Consider the following 16,642-nt stretch of genomic DNA (forward strand, 5'->3'; position numbering starts at 1 on the left):
CCGGGCTGCTAATCCCTATGATGCGCCGCGCAAACATGGGCTCTCCATAGCAGCCGAGCGGTGGAAGCGCAAAGGTCCGGCGGGCGCGCTTCGGGCCTTCCTTAATCGACGGTCCCGAGCCGCGGAAACGCGTCCGGGGCGGCCGCCAGCAGGGCGCGGGCCCGGGCGGAATCGTCGTCCATCTGGCGGATCAGGGTGTCGATACCGTCGAACTTCAGCTCCTCGCGGATGAAGCCGATAAAGGCGCAGTCCAGCGCCTGCCCGTACAGGTCACCCCTGAAGTCGAACAGGAAGATTTCCAGCAGCGGCGCGCCGTTATCGAAGGTCGGGCGGCGACCGAAGCTCGCCACCCCGTTCAGGCGCTCAGGCCCGCGGCCGACCCGCACGGCGTAGATGCCGTGCTTCAGGCCACAATTGGCATCGAGCCGGATGTTGGCGGTGGGGTAGCCGAGGTCGCGCCCGCGTTTCTCGCCGTGGATGACCTCGCCGGTGATGAACCAGGGCGCGCCCAGCATGGTGGTGGCCTCGTCGACCTGCCCCTCGGCGAGCGCAATCCGGATGGCGCTGGAGGAGACCGGGCGCTCGTCGATGTCGACGTGCGGCTGCACGTCGACCTCGATGCCGAGCCGGGGCGCCTCGTTGACCAAAAGGCTCGGTGAACCGACCCGTCCCTTGCCGAAATGGAAGTCGTATCCGACCGCAATCCCGCTGACGCCGAGACGTTCGATCAGGTCATGGTGAATGAAATCTTGCGCGCTGGTCCCGGCGCGGGCCTTGTCGAAGGTCATGACCACGGCGCCGGCCAGTCCGGCCCCGGCCAGCAGCCGCAGCTTGGCCCGCTCGTCGGTCAGGCGAAATTGCGGGGTGTTGGGGCTGAAAAACCGGCGTGGATGCGGCTCGAAGGTCAGTGCCAGCGCAGGGCGGCCATGCGCCCGGCCCATTTCCATGGCGGCTGCAATCACGGCCCGGTGGCCGAGATGGACCCCGTCGAAATTGCCCATGGCCACCACAGCCCCCTTGGGGATCGCAGATTCCGGTGTGGTATCGCGGATAACGGTAAATTGCGGGGCCATCAGGGGAATTCTCGAGCCGGCGGGACCGGCCGGGACCGTGGCTTGAGCCGGCCGATGAAGTCAAGCCGCAGGGGCCGTCGCCTGGAACATGATTTCGATCCGTCGCGGGTCGCCGCAGTTAACGCGCTGTTTAACGCCTTGGTGCTAGTGCTTGGGAGGTGGAACTGAGGGCCCGGCCTGTCAGGTCCGATTTTGAATATTCCTGGGTATGCGTTGGGGGAGTCGAGATGGCGGTTGATTTGTCGATGTCTGTTCTGGTGGTCGACGACTACAGCACCATGATCCGTATCATCAGGAATCTCCTGAAGCAGCTTGGCTTCGAGAATATCGACGATGCCAGCGACGGTTCGGCGGCGCTGAACAAGATGCGGGGCAAGAAGTACGGGCTCGTGATCTCCGATTGGAACATGGAGCCGATGACGGGTTACGACCTGCTGCGCGAAGTGCGGGCAGATCCCAACCTCGCCACCACGCCCTTCATCATGATCACGGCGGAATCGAAGACCGAGAACGTGATCGCGGCCAAGAAGGCCGGCGTGAACAACTACATCGTCAAGCCGTTCAACGCGGCGACGCTGAAGACCAAGATCGAGGCGGTCTTCCCGGACATGGCGAGCGCGTAAGCGCGTTGACGTCCTCAGCTGAATTTGAAGAGCCCGGGCTCGTCCCGGGCTTTTCTGCGTTGGGGCGATGACGGCCCGGCCGTTACCACTTCGGGCGACTGATATCCGAGCGGCGCCGACTGCAGGCGGGCTTGGTTGTAGACCTCTGCGATCATGAAGCTTTCGGCCTTGGCGTTGTCAAAGGGATTGCCGGGCCTGCTCCTATGATGTCGCGATCGGCTAGTCGCTGGCGACAAGCCGGTCGACAGCCTTGCGCGGGAAGGCATCGTGACGGCGAGACAGGCGAAGGTCTTGGCGAGGTGGACATAGGTTATGTCGGCGACCCAGATCTGGTCAGGCGCGGACGGCACCAGGCCGCGGACCAGATTGGGGACACGGTGCATCAAACCAAAATCAGCTCGACAACCCGTCCGCAACTTGTGATAGTGGAATCATCGCAATTGGCTTGGCGGGTACCCCAGGTTCTCGTTCAATTCGGGACCAAGATCAAAAAAATTCGAAGGCGTTGCCTCCCCCGTGAGGCAGGTCGGTCCTGGTGATCCTGGCGTTTCAGCGCCACCCCTCGACAAATGGATCAGTCATGCGCAGCAGCAAGTGCTCGCTGTTTTCGTGGATTCAATCTCGGACGATGAGGAGATGCTCGTGTCGACCGCGCTTCGCCGATTGCAGGCTATCCAGTCGGGAGCTGGTTCCGAACTTTCCTTTGTCGGCTTACTCTCTCTAGCTCAACTTATTTCCTGGGGAGCTCTCTACTATACCTTCGCGGTCGTGTCCGTGCCAATCGAGCGCGACCTGGGCTGGGACAAGGCGACCGTTAACGGCGCTTGGTCGACTGGACTCCTCATCACGGGCTTGGCGGCCTTTCCGGTCGGAATGCTCCTCGACCGATTGGGCGGGCGCATCATCATGACCGGAGGTACGTTGGTTGGAGCGGGGTGCCTCCTTCTATGGTCGAGTATGGAGCGCCTCTCCATGCTCTACGTCGTGTGCATCGGACTCGGCATCGCAATGTCAGGGTCTCTTTACGAAGCCGGGTTCACCGTGCTGACGCGGCGCTTTCCTATGAGCTATAGAGATCAGATCAGCCGAATGACCTTGGTCGGAGGACTGGCTCCGACCGTATTCGTCCCAATTTCAGCTTGGTTCGTTGCTTGGCAAGGATGGCGGGCAACCCTGCTGATGCTTGCAATTTTCCTGCTCGCCGTCTGTTTGCCGGTTCACGCACTCGGCCTTCGCGAGCAATCAAAAGATCTGGAGGGAAAGACGCAATCCCATGGTGCGGCGACGAGTACAGCCGCCTTAAAACGCGCGTTGCTTCATCCGTCGTTCTGGGCTCTGCTGGTGACGTTTTCGATTCATTCCACAATCGCTTCCGTGGTCGTGTTTCACATCATGCCGCTCCTGCAGGAGCGGGGCTTCTCCGAGCTAACGATCACCTTTGCCTACTCATTGATTGGACCCGCGCAGGTGGGCAGCCGTATTGCTCTGCTAGCAACCGGTCGATACTTCTCGATGGAAACAATCGGGATCGTTACGGTATCGGCCCTGCCGGTCTCGCTGTTGCTCCTGCTCGTCATACCGCAGATCGCTATAGCGCCCGCTCTTGTGCTTGTTCTGTACGGAACGGCCAATGGGCTCATTACCATCCTCCGGGGAACCGCGATCCCCGACCTGATAGGGTCCGAAGGCTACGGCTCCATCAATGGAACGATCACCCTTGTCGCGCGCATGGGAGCGGCCGCGGCACCGATTGCCGTGGCGATCGGGTGGGACAAATTCGGAGGCTACGAGCCCATTGTTTGGATATTGTTTGTGCTGGCCCTAATTGGTGCTGCCAGCTATGGCGTCGCCATCTATGCCGCCAACGGAATGAAAGCTGAAGCTCAAAGCCGACAGCGATAGTGATAATGGTAGATTTCACGAAAGCCGAGCTTGAGCCCGAGCTTGCGAATGATCTCGTTGGTCTCGGTGGCTTGAAAGTAAGCGGCCGTCGCTCCCTGTTGTTTACCCCACTGGAGCAACTTGGCCATCAGCGCTTGCCAGATTCCCTTTCCGCGGTGTGATTGGTTGACGACCGCGTCGAATATGCCGATCATGTCGCGGTCGAATACCGCCATTGCATATCCGGCCGCTGCGTCCTCCACATACGCTGTCGCAAATACGGCAGGCAGTTGGATTGAGTCCACGAGTTTGTCATGGACGGCCCGCAGGTGCGCAGGTATCGCGCTCGCGCTGGCAACACCGTCCCGCCATTCCTCTCCGGGCGTTGCTCGCAGCTTGATGTTGCTGCTGGAACCCGTGCGGAAAGCGTCCTGCGTAGCCGCCAACACGACACAGGCGTCTTCGATCGTGTATCCATCCTGCTCGAGCAAACGATCGATGCCCTGCGGAACGAGAGGCGTAATCCGAAATATCGTAGGAAGGGCTTGCCGCTTAAAAATCAACTCGGCTGCGCTCTTCACGTTGGCAAAAGACCCGAACGGGGCGAGACAATTTGCGGAATTCGTTCGTTTTGTCAGGCCGCCTCCAACTCTGATCAGCCAGCCGTTTACATGGGTCGTATGACGAGCAGGCCATGCATTGAAGCCGCGCTCCTCCAGCTCCTGGATGTTGAACTTGTCGTATTGCATGACGAAGGACCTCAGCGCGTTCTCTCAGAAATAGGATTCATATCGCGTCTCGGTACAGGTGAATCTTTCCAAAGGGATCTTTGAGTTCGATAATGCCATCTTCTCCGAACGAGCACGCTGCAGGCAGCGGCACCTTGAAGATGCCTCCCGGAAGATCCAGGACATAGGTAGGTAGTGCCAGGCCGGTCACCGAACGGCGCAGCTCCTCCATCAAGGCGATCCCTTTTTGAAGGGGCACTCGAAAGTGACCTGTTCCCTTCGCGAGATCTGGATGATGCAGGTAATAGGGTTTCACGCCAGCTTCGACGAAGGTCATCATGAGTTCACTCAGCGAGCGAACATTGTCGTTTACACTTTGAAGCAAGACCGTTTGGCCAAGAAGGCTGGCCCCCGTTTTTTGCAAGCGTCGGATGGCTGCGCGGCCTTCAGCGGTAAACTCGCGAGCATGATTTGCGTGAATCGCGATGAAGATCGCGCACCTGTCCGATGCGAGCGAATCAACAAATGCATCGGTCACATTCGAAGGTGCGACGAGCGGCACCCGGGTGTGCCATCGCAAGATGCGAACATGAGGAATGGCCGAAAAGGTCTGGGTAATCGAGCTGATTCGTTCGGAAGAAAGAACGAACGGATCTCCGCCCGTCACGATGACTTCACGAATAGCAGGCTGGCCTGCGACATATTCGGCAGCACGCTTGAGGTCGGCCGCAGTCATCTCGCGTTTTGCCTGCGGCCCGATCATCTCCTTCCGAAAGCAAAACCGGCAGTAGACCGGACAAACTGCGGTTGCCTTCAATAGAATTCGGTCTGGGTGACGGTGCACGACGCCACGGACGGGGCTATGCGCGTCGTCGCCGATTGGATCGGGCTCCTCGTGCGAGCGCGCGTCAAGTTCATGCGTGGTCGGTACGAACTGGCGCGCGATCGGATCTTCAGGCCGATCGCGATCGACCAGGCTGGCCATGGCCTCCGTCAGGGCGACCGGATAACGATCGACAACGTCAACGAGCGACCCGACTTGATCCGGGGGGACTAGCTTGGCGGCAGAGAGATCATGAAGGGTTCTGATGTTCGATGTCATACCAAAGCTCTACCACGGTGGTGAGTCGGCGCAGCAGAATCTGCGCCGACTCCGAATCGCGCCTCAATACTCGATCGGCGACTCGGTCGGATGCATCAGTTCAATGAACGCGGTTGGGCCGTCCATGACGCGATTGAAGCCAAGCATTCCCTGCTCGAAACAGGCTTCTTGCTTCTCGATGTCATTGCTGTCGACAAGAGTAGATGTTTCTTTTCTGCCGACGAGCTTTTGGCGCGCGTCCATATCCATGACGTAGCGAAGCAGAGTCCCGAATTTTGGTTCATAGGGGCGGATAAATCCCTTCACGACAAAGCCATGCCAGATGAAGTTGCCCCAGCTGCGATAGTTGTAGGGAGATGCCAGAACTCTGGCTAGAGGTCGGTCGTCGGCCTCGGCAATGCGCAGGCGTTCGGCTATGAGGTACTTGTGGAGCCCATTTCCCTCAAATCCCGGTCGCACAATGCCGTTCATCAGCAGGGCGTGGTGGCGCCGAATCCGTCGGCTGGGAATTCCGAGCCATGGCTCGCCGAGGCTGTCCCCATCCGGAAGCGTCAAATTCGTAAAGCCGATCAGTTGCTCGTGTTCGAAAACACCGACGCTCATTCCGTGTAAACCAAGGTGGGCTCGAACAAAGCCCTCGTCGTCGTCCTCCGGGTAAAGAAACTGGCGGTTTGGCAGGGCGGCAAAGACCACTTCGCGGAGACCCATGATCGCCATGAAGTCAGCCTTGGTCAGGACGCGTGCCGTCCCGCACGGTGGTTGCAGTGGTGCATAACTGGATAATTTGCTCTTCGTCATCGTCAGTTCCATAGATCTCACCCCGTCGAGTGTCGACAAGTGTTTCCGGATGCCGTCTAGCGGTTTTTCATCCACACGCGTGGAAGAACTCGCGATAGGTCGTTTCGACGTAAAGATGCTTTCCCTCATTTTGCTCGAATAGATCCGGTAACGCTTCCATCGGGAGTCCGGGAGCGAGGTGATGCTCCACATGGTAGTTGTTGCCATTGGTGAACCACGTCAGAAACAGGTTCGACTTGATTGAGCGCGTATTGGCGAAAACATCGGTTGTGGTCATGTCGCAGAGGTAGTGCTCGGGCATCTCGATGAGCGCATGAACTGGGGTCGCAACCAGTACGAATGAGGCCGCCCAAATTAGAAACGGGCGCCATTCGTGGAGAAAAACACCAACAAGTATGAGCGCACAGATCGCAGCGAGCATCAGAAGGTACTCATTTCGCATCCGATCGGAGGTCGTTCTGCTCTCACCTTCGAATGGCTTGTTGCGTAGGGCCGTCAGCAAGCTGCTGGCGAAGTTGACATAGTGCTGCAACATTAGAAGCCGCAGGGCGACTTGATATATCGTCAGCGGCTTTCCGCCGTACTGATCCCCATAGTCGAAAAATTCCTTGTTCTCCGGAGTGCCCAACAGCCGGTGGTGGCGGAGGTGACTAGCCCTATATCCCGAATACGAAACCAGCATCGGCAACCCGAGCACGACGCCGACCATATGATTCAGGCGCGCGTTTCGATAACCCAACCCATGCAGAACTTGGTGCTGAAGCTCGACAGCATGAGCTTGCCAAAGGCCGAGAAGGAGGATGCCCAGGACGATGAAAGCTGTATTGTGCCTGCTGGCGAGATAGCCGCCAACAACAGACCCGATGGTCAGAATTGCCAGCTTCAGCGAGAACACAATATCGCTCGACCGAAGTTTGTGCCTGAGCCCCAAGTCTGCTGCGGCGGCCAAAGTTTGCTGCATGGTGACGTCATTCCTTCCCACATACGAGGTTAGCGCCATGTGGACATCTCAGGATCGCGTTGTTGAGTCAAGACAACTGCAAGATGTTCTTGATTTTCGCAAGCTGCGATCAACGAAAGGTTGCTTCCATGCGAGGCGCGTGGCGCTCTGAAGCCGGTCTTTCTGCTCGACATGCGTTGCCCGGTTCGCTCACCCCGAGCCGATCTTCAGTCAACCTCGCCTTTGGAATCGCTGCGTCGACATCGGCTGCTTGTGGCGAATATTTTGCCGTTTGCGTCGACGATTCTCTCAATCTCCCGATATGGCAGCGTTGGCCGGATCGTAGCATTCACGTGCGACAACAACGCCAAGTTGCTTAGCATATGGAGTGTGGAGAGAGTCCAGCAAAATCGTGCTTTATATAAAGAAGATGATGTCGGCTATCTCGGCAACAATTGCTCGGAGCGAAGCGTTGAAGCAGAAGGAAATTTCTTGCTGAATGCTTGGGCAGATCGAATTCTGATTTCGAATTGAAGTTGAGCTCGCGCCGATGGTTGGCTCAGTCGGCACGGCTGGTCCATCGAAGCAGAACGACCGAGCTCACCACTTCAATTCGCGCATCAGCGCCTTCGGCGGGTGGCCGAACAATTCCGTCACCGACTTCGGATCGAGCTGGTCGAGGCCCTCGAACTCCTCGGCATGAATGCCGCGCGTGACGAACAGGCAGTCGATGCCGAATTCGCGCGCGCCGGTCAGGTCGGTGCGGACGGAATCGCCGATCGCCAGCACTTTCTTGCGGTCGATCGGGTGGCCCCGGCGTTCGGCGGCGAGCGCCATCGCGCGCTCATAAATCGGCCGGTGGGGTTTGCCGTAGAAGATCACCTCGCCGCCGAGCTCGCGGTACAGCTCGGCGATCGCGCCGGCGCAATAGATCAGCCGGTCGCCGCGCTCGACAACGATGTCCGGGTTGGCGCAGACCAATGTCAGCCGGCGCTCGCGTGCCTTCAGCATCATGCCGCGATAGTCTTCCGCAGTCTCGGTCTCGTCGTCATAGAGGCCGGTGCAGACGATGTAGTCGGCTTGTTCCAGTGGCGCAGTCGTCGCCTCGAGGCCGCGATAGATCGAGTTGTCGCGCTCGGGGCCGAGCCAGAACATCTTGCGGCCGGGATGCTGGGCGACATAGAGCCGCGTCAAATCGCCGGAGGAGACGATCGCGTCGTAGGTCTCGTCGGCGACGCCCAGCTTGCGCAATTGCCGCTGCACGGAGTCAGCCGGACGCGGCGCATTGGTGATCATGATCACCGTGCCGCCACGGCTGCGATAGGTGTGCAGCGCCTCGCAGGCCTCCGGGAAGGATTCCAGACCGTTATGGACGACGCCCCAGATGTCGCTGAGCACGACATCGACCCCGGCCACGAGCTCGCGCAGGCTCTGTGCGAAATGCAGCGTGGTCATGATGCGCGCGGCCGATCAAATGCGGCGCGCGAGTGCCGCGTTGCCGGTGACGCGCGATGGCGGAGCGGCGGGCGTGGCAGCCGAAGTTGCGCTTGGGGTTGAAGTACCGGAACCATTGGATACCTGAATGTCCTGCGCCTGGTTCGGCGCCGCTCCGCCGGTAGCAGATGCCCCCTCGGGCCGCAATGGCCGGGGTGGCGCGAACAGAAAGCCCTGGCCGAACCGCACATCATAATCGAGCAGATCGACCACTGCGCGCTCTCCCTCGATCCGCTCCGCGATCAAATCGATGCCGAAACGGCCGAGCAGGTCGGACAGGTCGGAGGGATGGATGTCCGAGGTCGAGGCTTGCCTGGGGTCCAGCAGGAGCGATGCCGGGACCTTGATGAAGCGCACGCCGCGGTCGGCGAGCTCGCGCGGCTCGATCCTGAGGTCCGTGACATGGTCGATCGAGAAGCGGAAGCCGCGCTGCGCGAGGGCCGCGAGACTTTCGGTCTCGGCGGCGCCGAGGCCGCGGAAGGTCGCCTGCTTGAACTCCAGCACCAGCGACGGCGCCAGCGCCCGGTTGGCCTCGAGGAAATCCAGGCATTGCGCGAAGGTGGTGGAATTGCCGAGCGTCGAGGCGGCGACGTTGCAGAACACGCCGACATCCTTGTTGCGCACCATCAGCCGGCGCAACACCTGGACACAGCGCAGCAACACCATGTTGTCGATGCGCCCGATCAGTCCGGAGGCTTCGGCGATGCTGATGAACTCTTCCGCGGCAATCAGCTGGTCGCGCTCGTCGCGGAGCCTGGTCACCGCTTCGTAGAAGCGGACCTTGCGCTGCGGCAGCGTCACCATCGGCTGGAGAAAGATGTCGATGCGGTTCTCGTCGATGGCGTTGCGCAGCGTCGCCAGCATCTGGGTCTGGTTGCGGGCGTTGACGGTCTGAACGGCATTGGCTGACCTGGTCTGGACCGGCGGCGGCGTCGGCCGGGGTGGCGGTGCCGGAGCCGGCGGAGCAGCGGCCGGCCGCTCCTCGAAGGGCGCGATCCGGCCGACGGGCGCTTCCGCCTCCAGCCGGGCGACCGGAGCGGGGACGGGCGCCGGCGCATGACCGGCCAGCATGTCCTCATGGGTCGATACCGTGGCGGCAAGCTGCCTGACCAGCCCACCGAGCTCGTTGATCTCGCCGACCACCGACTGGACACGATCGGAGTTGGTCGAATTGGACGAGGCGATGCGACCTTCGATCGCGGCGAGCCGGCGCCCGAACTCGGCCACCTGGCGGGCAAGGTCGGCGGTGCCCCGCGACAGGTCAGCGATCTGCCCGCCGACGTCGCTGCGGTCGCGGAGCCGCATCGAGACTGCATTGTAGAGGATCAGGAAGGTCAGGGCAGTCAGCGCCACGATCGCGGATTCGGTTCCGCTGATGCCGGCGACCGAGTAGAGCACGAGCCCGAGCGAGGCCGCGACCAGAACCATGCAGAAGGCGATGAAGATCGTCGAAATGCGAATCATGCCGCGCGTTACGCCTCAAGAGCTGATTGCCTCACCCGGAAAACACGGGGCGCAATTCGCACCCGTCGCGCCTCATGCTCCCCAAGCACGCATGACCTTAACATCATTGTTGATTCGAGGGGATAGCGGCCGACAGGCTCGCGTGGAGATCATCAGGAGGGAGCGGCGGCGCCGACCGTGTCGGCCGAAACCGCCTCGCGGCTGCCGAGAGGCTTGGGGCGTCCTGTGGTCGTGTCGCGCAGGGTCTGCCGTTCGATCTCCGAGTTCAGCTCGGCACCGAACATGATCACGATCGCCGACATCCACATCCACGTCATCAAGCCGATCGCGGCGCCCAGCGAGCCGTAGGTGGCGCTGTAATTGGCGAAGGCCGAGAGATACCAGGATAGCAACGCCGAGCCGGCGATCCAGAGCAGGGCGGCGGTCACGGCGCCGATACTCAGCCATTGCCAGCGCGGTTCGTCGCGGCTCGGTGCGAAGCGGTAGAGGATGGCAAGCGCCACCAACAGGATGACGAACAGCAGGGGCCAGCGGGCGAGCGCGACGATCAGCTTGCTCTCGGGCGCAATGCCGAGATGATCGAGCGCAAGCGGGAAGGCGACGACGGCGGCCACCATCAGCAGCAGCGCGACGATGCCACCGACCGTGAAGCAGAGTGTAATCAGGTTGAGCTTGATGAAGCCGCGCTTCTCGCGCTCCTCATAAGCGACGTTGAGGGCGTCGAAGATCGCTTTAACCCCGGCATTGGCGCTCCAGATTGCGAGCGCAAGACCGAACAGGAAAGTGGCGCCAAGCGCCGTGTTGCCTTTCGATACGACGCGTCCGACCTGCTCCTGGACAATCTGGAAGGTGCCTTCGGGCAGCATCATCGCGAGCTTCTGGAGATTGTCAGTGATGGTCGCGGGATTGGCGAACAGGCCGTAGGAAGAAACCAGTGCAGTCACGGCGGGAAAGATCGCGAGCAGCCCGAAGAATACCACCCCACCAGCGGTCGCCAGCAGGCGATCGTCGCCGATGCGCTGATAGGTGCGCCAGAAAATATCCTTCCAGCCCGCCCAGGGAATAGCGAACGGACTTTTCGACCGGCGCCCGTGCCCGGGCTGCGTCGCTGCGCCCGCCGGGCTCGTCTCCGGCGAATGTCCTTCGCTGTTGCGATGGTCTTGAGGAGGCCGCGGCCGGATCAAGCCGGAATCCTGAAAGTAGCGTTCGGCGCTCAGCACGAACACGGCTGTGGCGGCGACCAGGAGCCAGCTGTCGAGCTGCTCGTTGTGCCGCGCACGCATGTCAGGCGTCCAATCCGTGGCGGGAGCGCCTTCGGCGCGCTGCCGTGACGCCCAGCAGCCCGATGGCTGCGAGCATCAAGCCCAGTTGCACGGGGCGGTTGGCAAGAACTGCCGAAGTTCTGCCATCCTGGCTGCGTTCTCCCGGCGCGACCGGTACCAGAGGGATCGTCGTCGCGACCTCTTTCACGGCCTGCTTGACCGTTCCACGCGGGATCCGCGGCGTGGCGATGGCCACACGCATCCGGCTTGCAAGCGGCACGATCGGCTTGGTCCGGCGACGGATTTGCGCCATGGCTACTCCGGCACAGGCTGCGGCGAGCACCAGGAGCACCGCCGCCACGGCACCAAAGCCCCAGAACTGTCCGTAATTGATGGCGATCCAGCGATACAGCGCGATCAGGCCGACAAAGAAGGTTGCGACCAGGAACAACCCGGCCACCGCGAACAGTCCGGCCGCGACCGCATAGGACGTGATCCGTCCAGTGGTCTGACTGGTGCGGTCACGCAGGTAAGATCGCGCCGCGCGCTTGAGATGGTTGAGTTTCAGCGCCATGCCGGCGCGCAGCAATTCGCCCGATGGCGCGAGCATGTGGACATCCTCCGACAGCGAAACATTCGTCGGGGGTGAACGTGGCGGAATTTGACTTGTTCCGGAGCGCTCGCTCGATCAGCCGAGATCGGCGGCCGCGATCCAGAATACCTCGCCCTCGGAATCTTCCGTATCGAGCCAGAGCAGGGGCAGTTCCGGAAAGGCCTCGTCGACCCGCTCGCGGCCGCGGCCGATCTCGCAAAGCAGGCCGCCGTCCGGCGTCAGGTGATCGGGCGCATCGCGCAGGATGCGCCTGATGACGTCGAGACCGTCGGGGCCACCGTCGAAGGCAAGTTTGGGCTCGGCCCGGCATTCCGGCGGCAATGCCGCCATGCCTTCGGCGTCGACGTAAGGCGGGTTGGTGATGATCAGATCGTATTTGTTGCCGCCAAGCGGCGCGAACAGATCACCGCGGTGGAGCGTGATCCGTTGATCCAGCCCATGTTCCCCGACATTGCGCATGGCGACCTCGAGCGCCCCCTTGGAGACGTCGACAGCGTCGACCTCGGCATTGGGGAAATGATACGCGGCGAGGATCGCGAGGCACCCCGAACCGGTGCAGAGATCGAGCACGCGCGCGACGGAGCTGGGGTCGTCGATGAGCGAGCCGACCTCGCCGTCGCCGCCGAAATGCGAGTCGAGCAGCTCGCCGATGAAGGAACGCGGAACGATGACGCGCTCGTCGACATAGAAAGGCAGGCCGCGCATGTAGATCTTGTTGACGAGATAGGCCGTCGGTTTGCGCGTTGTGATGCGCTGATGAACCAGATCGAGGAGGGCCTTGCTCTCCGCTACGGTGACACGCGCTTGAGCAAAGCTCTCGAATTGGTCGGGATGCAGATGCAGGGCCTCGCACACCAGGAAGATCGCCTCGGCGACCGGATCGGTCGTGCCGTGGGCAAAGGCGAGTTTCGCCTCCACGAAGCGGCTCACCGCATAGCGGACGAAATCGAGCAGCGAGACGAGCTCGCCGGGGCCGGGCTTGGCGAGTTTGGGCGCCCCGCGGCCGCCCACGGGCTTCTTGGATGCTCTTGCCATCAGGATTTGGTCCAGCGTGCGGCGGCCTCGTCGTCACGGGCATGGGCCTCGACCCAGCCGGTGCCGGTGGCGCTCTCTTCCTTTTTCCAGAACGGGGCGCTGGTCTTGAGATAATCCATCAGGAACTCGGCCGCCTCGAATGCCGCCCGGCGGTGTTGCGAGGCGGTGAGCACCAGCACGATGTTCTGGCCGGGCACGAACCGCCCCACGCGATGGATGACGGTGACGCCGTTGAGCGGCCAGCGCGACAAGGCTTCATCGACATGGCGCTTGATCTCTTCTTCCGCCATGCCGGGATAATGCTCGAGCGTGAGCGCGGCGATATCAGAGCTATCCTCGTCGGCGCGGCAGATGCCCGAGAAGCTGACGACCGCGCCGATATCGGTGCGGCCATGGGTCAGGACCGCGATCTCGCGTGCGATGTCGAAATCGTCTTCCTGAATGCGGATGGCGACGGGGCAGCTGGCGAGGGAGGAGGTCATGACCTAACCGCCGGTCATCGGCGGGAAGAATGCGATCTCGCGGGCGCCTGATATCGCGGCGTCCGCCTTGACGTGGGCGTGGTCGATCGCGGTGCGGATCACCTTCGGCTTCTCGAAGGCATAGGCGTAGGCTTCACTCTGGCCCGACAGCCAGGTGATCAGCTCCGCGACGGTGCGCACCGTCGCGGGCGGCTCGATGGTCTCTTCGGCCTTGCCGACACGCTCGCGCACCCAGGCGAAATACTTCACCTTCATCCTTCATCCTCCTTGATGAGGTGATGGATGCCGGCGCGGAAATAATCGTAGCCGGTGTACATGGTCAGGATTGCCGAGGCCCACAGCAGGACGAGGCCGATCAGCGAGACGATGGGGAGCACCTCGTCACCGGCTGGACCTGCGAGCAGGAAGCCGATGGCGACGAGCTGCACCGTGGTCTTCCACTTGGCGAGCTTGGTGACGGGCACGCTGACACGGAGCGCCGCGAGGTATTCGCGCAGGCCCGAGACCAGGATCTCACGGCAAAGGATCACGATGGCGGCCCATAGCGACCAGCCATGGATGATGCCATCGGCCGCCAGCATCAGCAGGCAGGAGGCGACCAGCAGCTTGTCGGCGATGGGGTCGAGCATCCGGCCGAACGCCGATTGCTGATTCCAGATCCGCGCGTAATAGCCGTCGAGATAATCCGTCACCCCGGCGCCGATGAAGATGGCGACCGCAACCCAGCGCAGCCACAGCGGGTAGTCCATGATCGACTGCGCATAGATGCATCCGACCACGACCGGGATCGCGGCGATCCGGCCATAGGTCAGGATGTTCGGGAGGGACATCGCGCGGCTGGTCGTCCCTCGTGTCGTGGCGATGTTCATCCGTCCTACCAATACCGCTCAAGCCCGAAGGTCAACCGTCCGCGCCCAAATGGGGCCGGGCATGCGACGACCATATGACGACAGTCCCTTTAGTTCACCCCGGCTGGGGATGGAAATAGTCGAATATCCTGCGGGCGCTTTCGGCGCTTACCCCAGGAACCTTGCCGAGATCGGCGATCGAGGCCCGTTCGATCTCCTTCAGGGTTCCGAAATGATGCAGCAAGGCACGTTTGCGTGACGGGCCGATGCCCGCAATCTCCTGCAAGCCGGCCTCGCGGATGTCCTTCTTGCGCAACTTGCGGTGCGAGCCGATGACGAAGCGGTGGGCCTCGTCCCGCAGGCGCTGGATGAAATAGAGCACAGGATCGCGCGGCTCCAGCTTGATCGCCTCGCGCTCCGGCATGAACAGGGTTTCGCGGCCGGCATCCCGGTCGGGACCCTTGGCGACCGACATCAGCGACACCTGGGTCAGCCCGAGATTGGCAAAGATCTCCCTGACGGCATTCAGTTGGCCGCGGCCGCCGTCGATGATCACGAGGTCGGGCCATTGCGGGAAATCGTCGTCCTTGGCCTTGTTGTTGTCCTTGGCCGCGCCCTCTTCGGGCGGCTTGATCAGGCGCTTGAAGCGGCGCTCCAGCACCTCGCGCATCATGGCGAAGTCGTCGCCCGGCGTGATCCCTTCCGACTTGATGTTGAACTTGCGGTATTGGTTTTTGACGAACCCATCGGGGCCGGCGACGATCATGGCACCCACCGCATTGGTGCCCTGGATGTGGCTGTTGTCGTAGACCTCGATGCGCTTGGGCGCATGCGGCAGGCCCAGCGTCGTGGCTATGGCATCGAGCAGGCGGCTCTGGGTTGCGGTATCGGCGAGCTTGCGGCCAAGCGCTTCGCGCGCATTGGTCAGGGCGTGGGCGACGAGCTCTTTCTTCTCGCCGCGCTTGGGCGTGATGAGCTCGACCTTGTGGCCCGCCTTGATCGCCAGCGCATTGGCGAGAAGCTCCATCTCGTCGATCTCGTGCGAGAGCAGAATGGTCTTCGGCGGCGGCTTGTCGTCGTAGAACTGGGCGAGGAACGAGCCAAGCACCTCTTCCGGCGTATAGGTCTTCTCGGCGCGGGGGAAATAGGCGCGATTGCCCCAGTTCTGTCCGGTGCGGAAGAAGAACACCTCGACGCAGGAGAAGCCGCCCTCCTGGTGAATGGCGAACACGTCGGCTTCCTCGACCGTCCTTGGATTGATGCCCTGCTGTGACTGGATCGCTGACAGGGCTGCGAGGCGATCACGATAGAGCGCCGCGCGCTCGAATTCGAGCTCGCCGGAGGCCTTCTCCATCTCGCCGGCAAGCTCCTGCTTCACCGCATGGCTCTTGCCGGACAGGAAGTCGGTCGCCTCGCGCACCAGCGTCGTATAGCCACCGAAGTCGATCTCGCGCGTGCAGGGGCCGGCGCAGCGGCGGATCTGGTGGAGCAGGCACGGCCGGGTGCGGCTCTCGAAAAACGAGTCCGTGCAGGAGCGGATCAGGAATGCGCGCTGCAAGGCCGTGATGGTGCGGTTGACGGCGCCGGCGGAGGCGAACGGGCCGAAATAGCGCCCGGCCCTGGTCTGCGCGCCGCGATGCTTCAAGATTTGCGGCGCCCAATGGTCGCCGGTGATCAGGATGTAGGGAAACGACTTGTCGTCGCGCAGCTGCACGTTGAAGCGCGGCCGCAGCTGCTTGATGAGATTGGCTTCCAGCAGCAGCGCTTCGGTTTCGGTCGCGGTCGAGACGATCTCCACGGTCACCGTGGCCGCGATCATGCGCAGGATGCGCGCCGGTAGCGGCGCGCTCTGGCGCGCGTAGCTGGACAAGCGCTTTTTGACGTTCTTGGCCTTGCCGACATAGAGGACGTCGGCGTTCGCACTGAGCATGCGATAGACGCCGGGCGAGGTCGGCGCGAGCCGCACCGCGCGCTCGATCGCCTCATGACCCGTCGCCAGCGGCTCTTCGCCGATCGCGCCGCTCTCTTCCAGGATGTCAGGCAGCCGCGCATCGTCCTCGTCATCGCCGCCGGCGGTGGCGGGATCGAGGTCCGGCGGGGCCACGTCTTGGGCTGGGGCCTTGGTCGGAGCGGCCTGCTGCGAGGTGCGCGCGCGGGCGTCGTCCGGCTTGTCGGTGGAATCGTGAACCATGGAGCGAATTTAGGCGCTGGGGGGATCGATTTGAAGTTACGGCCGGGCTGCGCGCACAGGAAGGCGCGCAGTTCCCGGTAACGCTTCCTTAAGTCTGTTAACAGCGCG

At 62.1% G+C, this 16,642-nt stretch carries 17 protein-coding genes; 2 read left to right on the forward strand and 15 right to left on the reverse strand.

Features of this window, described 5'->3' with window-relative positions:
* Positions 1-101 precede the first annotated feature (101 nt).
* Positions 102-1,073, reverse strand: coding sequence for a bifunctional riboflavin kinase/FAD synthetase (locus BM222_RS18520; RefSeq protein ID WP_092230044.1), 972 nt, complete (start codon positions 1,071-1,073; stop codon positions 102-104).
* A gap of 227 nt (positions 1,074-1,300) precedes the next feature.
* Here BM222_RS18520 and BM222_RS18525 point away from each other — a divergent pair, with 227 nt between their 5' ends.
* Positions 1,301-1,696 (forward strand): response regulator, encoded by a 396-nt coding sequence (locus BM222_RS18525; protein ID WP_007596883.1) that lies wholly within the window; start codon positions 1,301-1,303, stop codon positions 1,694-1,696.
* A gap of 14 nt (positions 1,697-1,710) precedes the next feature.
* Here BM222_RS18525 and BM222_RS18530 read toward each other — a convergent pair whose 3' ends face one another.
* Positions 1,711-2,079: a hypothetical protein gene (locus BM222_RS18530; protein WP_092230047.1), complete on the reverse strand. Its 369-nt coding sequence runs from the start codon at positions 2,077-2,079 to the stop codon at positions 1,711-1,713.
* A gap of 259 nt (positions 2,080-2,338) precedes the next feature.
* Between BM222_RS18530 and BM222_RS18535 the strand changes: the two genes are divergently transcribed.
* Positions 2,339-3,598: an MFS transporter gene (locus tag BM222_RS18535; protein WP_177243308.1), complete on the forward strand. Its 1,260-nt coding sequence runs from the start codon at positions 2,339-2,341 to the stop codon at positions 3,596-3,598.
* Here BM222_RS18535 and BM222_RS18540 read toward each other — a convergent pair.
* The 13 genes from BM222_RS18540 to uvrC form a co-directional block, all read right to left on the reverse strand.
* On the reverse strand, positions 3,580-4,326 hold the full coding sequence (locus BM222_RS18540) for a GNAT family N-acetyltransferase (protein WP_092230052.1): 747 nt from the start codon (positions 4,324-4,326) through the stop codon (positions 3,580-3,582). The genes BM222_RS18535 and BM222_RS18540 overlap by 19 nt on opposite strands.
* A 37-nt stretch (positions 4,327-4,363) precedes the next feature.
* The gene (locus tag BM222_RS18545) at positions 4,364-5,407 is read right to left on the reverse strand and encodes a lysine-2,3-aminomutase-like protein (protein WP_092230054.1); all 1,044 of its coding nucleotides are present in this window, start codon (positions 5,405-5,407) and stop codon (positions 4,364-4,366) included.
* A 63-nt stretch (positions 5,408-5,470) separates the two neighbouring features.
* Positions 5,471-6,217 carry a hypothetical protein gene (locus BM222_RS18550; protein ID WP_143105994.1) on the reverse strand — a complete coding sequence of 249 codons (747 nt, stop codon included), beginning with the start codon at positions 6,215-6,217 and terminating at the stop codon, positions 5,471-5,473.
* 55 nt (positions 6,218-6,272) lie between these two features.
* A complete protein-coding gene (locus BM222_RS18555; protein ID WP_177243309.1) occupies positions 6,273-7,166 on the reverse strand; it encodes a fatty acid desaturase family protein in 894 nt (297 codons plus the stop codon).
* 579 nt (positions 7,167-7,745) lie between these two features.
* On the reverse strand, positions 7,746-8,600 hold the full coding sequence (locus tag BM222_RS18560; protein WP_092230064.1) for a TIGR01459 family HAD-type hydrolase: 855 nt from the start codon (positions 8,598-8,600) through the stop codon (positions 7,746-7,748).
* 15 nt (positions 8,601-8,615) lie between these two features.
* On the reverse strand, positions 8,616-10,103 hold the full coding sequence (locus tag BM222_RS18565; protein WP_092230067.1) for an EAL domain-containing protein: 1,488 nt from the start codon (positions 10,101-10,103) through the stop codon (positions 8,616-8,618).
* A 152-nt stretch (positions 10,104-10,255) separates the two neighbouring features.
* Positions 10,256-11,386 carry a YihY/virulence factor BrkB family protein gene (locus BM222_RS18570; RefSeq protein ID WP_092230070.1) on the reverse strand — a complete coding sequence of 377 codons (1,131 nt, stop codon included), beginning with the start codon at positions 11,384-11,386 and terminating at the stop codon, positions 10,256-10,258.
* Position 11,387: 1 nt separating this feature from the next.
* Positions 11,388-11,975, reverse strand: coding sequence for a hypothetical protein (locus BM222_RS18575; RefSeq protein ID WP_092230073.1), 588 nt, complete (start codon positions 11,973-11,975; stop codon positions 11,388-11,390).
* Positions 11,976-12,053: 78 nt separating this feature from the next.
* Entirely contained in the window at positions 12,054-13,013 is a 960-nt protein-coding gene (gene prmB / locus BM222_RS18580) for a 50S ribosomal protein L3 N(5)-glutamine methyltransferase (RefSeq protein WP_092230075.1), read from the reverse strand.
* Positions 13,013-13,495 (reverse strand): molybdenum cofactor biosynthesis protein MoaE, encoded by a 483-nt coding sequence (locus tag BM222_RS18585; RefSeq protein WP_092230077.1) that lies wholly within the window; start codon positions 13,493-13,495, stop codon positions 13,013-13,015. The genes prmB and BM222_RS18585 overlap by 1 nt, the downstream gene beginning before the upstream one ends.
* Before the next feature lie 3 nt (positions 13,496-13,498).
* Positions 13,499-13,750, reverse strand: coding sequence for a molybdopterin converting factor subunit 1 (gene moaD, locus BM222_RS18590; RefSeq protein ID WP_092230079.1), 252 nt, complete (start codon positions 13,748-13,750; stop codon positions 13,499-13,501).
* Positions 13,747-14,364 (reverse strand): CDP-diacylglycerol--glycerol-3-phosphate 3-phosphatidyltransferase, encoded by a 618-nt coding sequence (pgsA, locus tag BM222_RS18595; RefSeq protein WP_092230081.1) that lies wholly within the window; start codon positions 14,362-14,364, stop codon positions 13,747-13,749. Before pgsA ends, moaD begins: the two co-directional genes overlap by 4 nt.
* A 94-nt stretch (positions 14,365-14,458) precedes the next feature.
* A complete protein-coding gene (gene uvrC / locus BM222_RS18600; RefSeq protein WP_092230083.1) occupies positions 14,459-16,534 on the reverse strand; it encodes an excinuclease ABC subunit UvrC in 2,076 nt (691 codons plus the stop codon).
* Positions 16,535-16,642 lie beyond the last annotated feature (108 nt).

The sequence above is a fragment of the Bradyrhizobium sp. Gha genome (genome assembly GCF_900113735.1).
GTDB lineage: Bacteria > Pseudomonadota > Alphaproteobacteria > Rhizobiales > Xanthobacteraceae > Bradyrhizobium.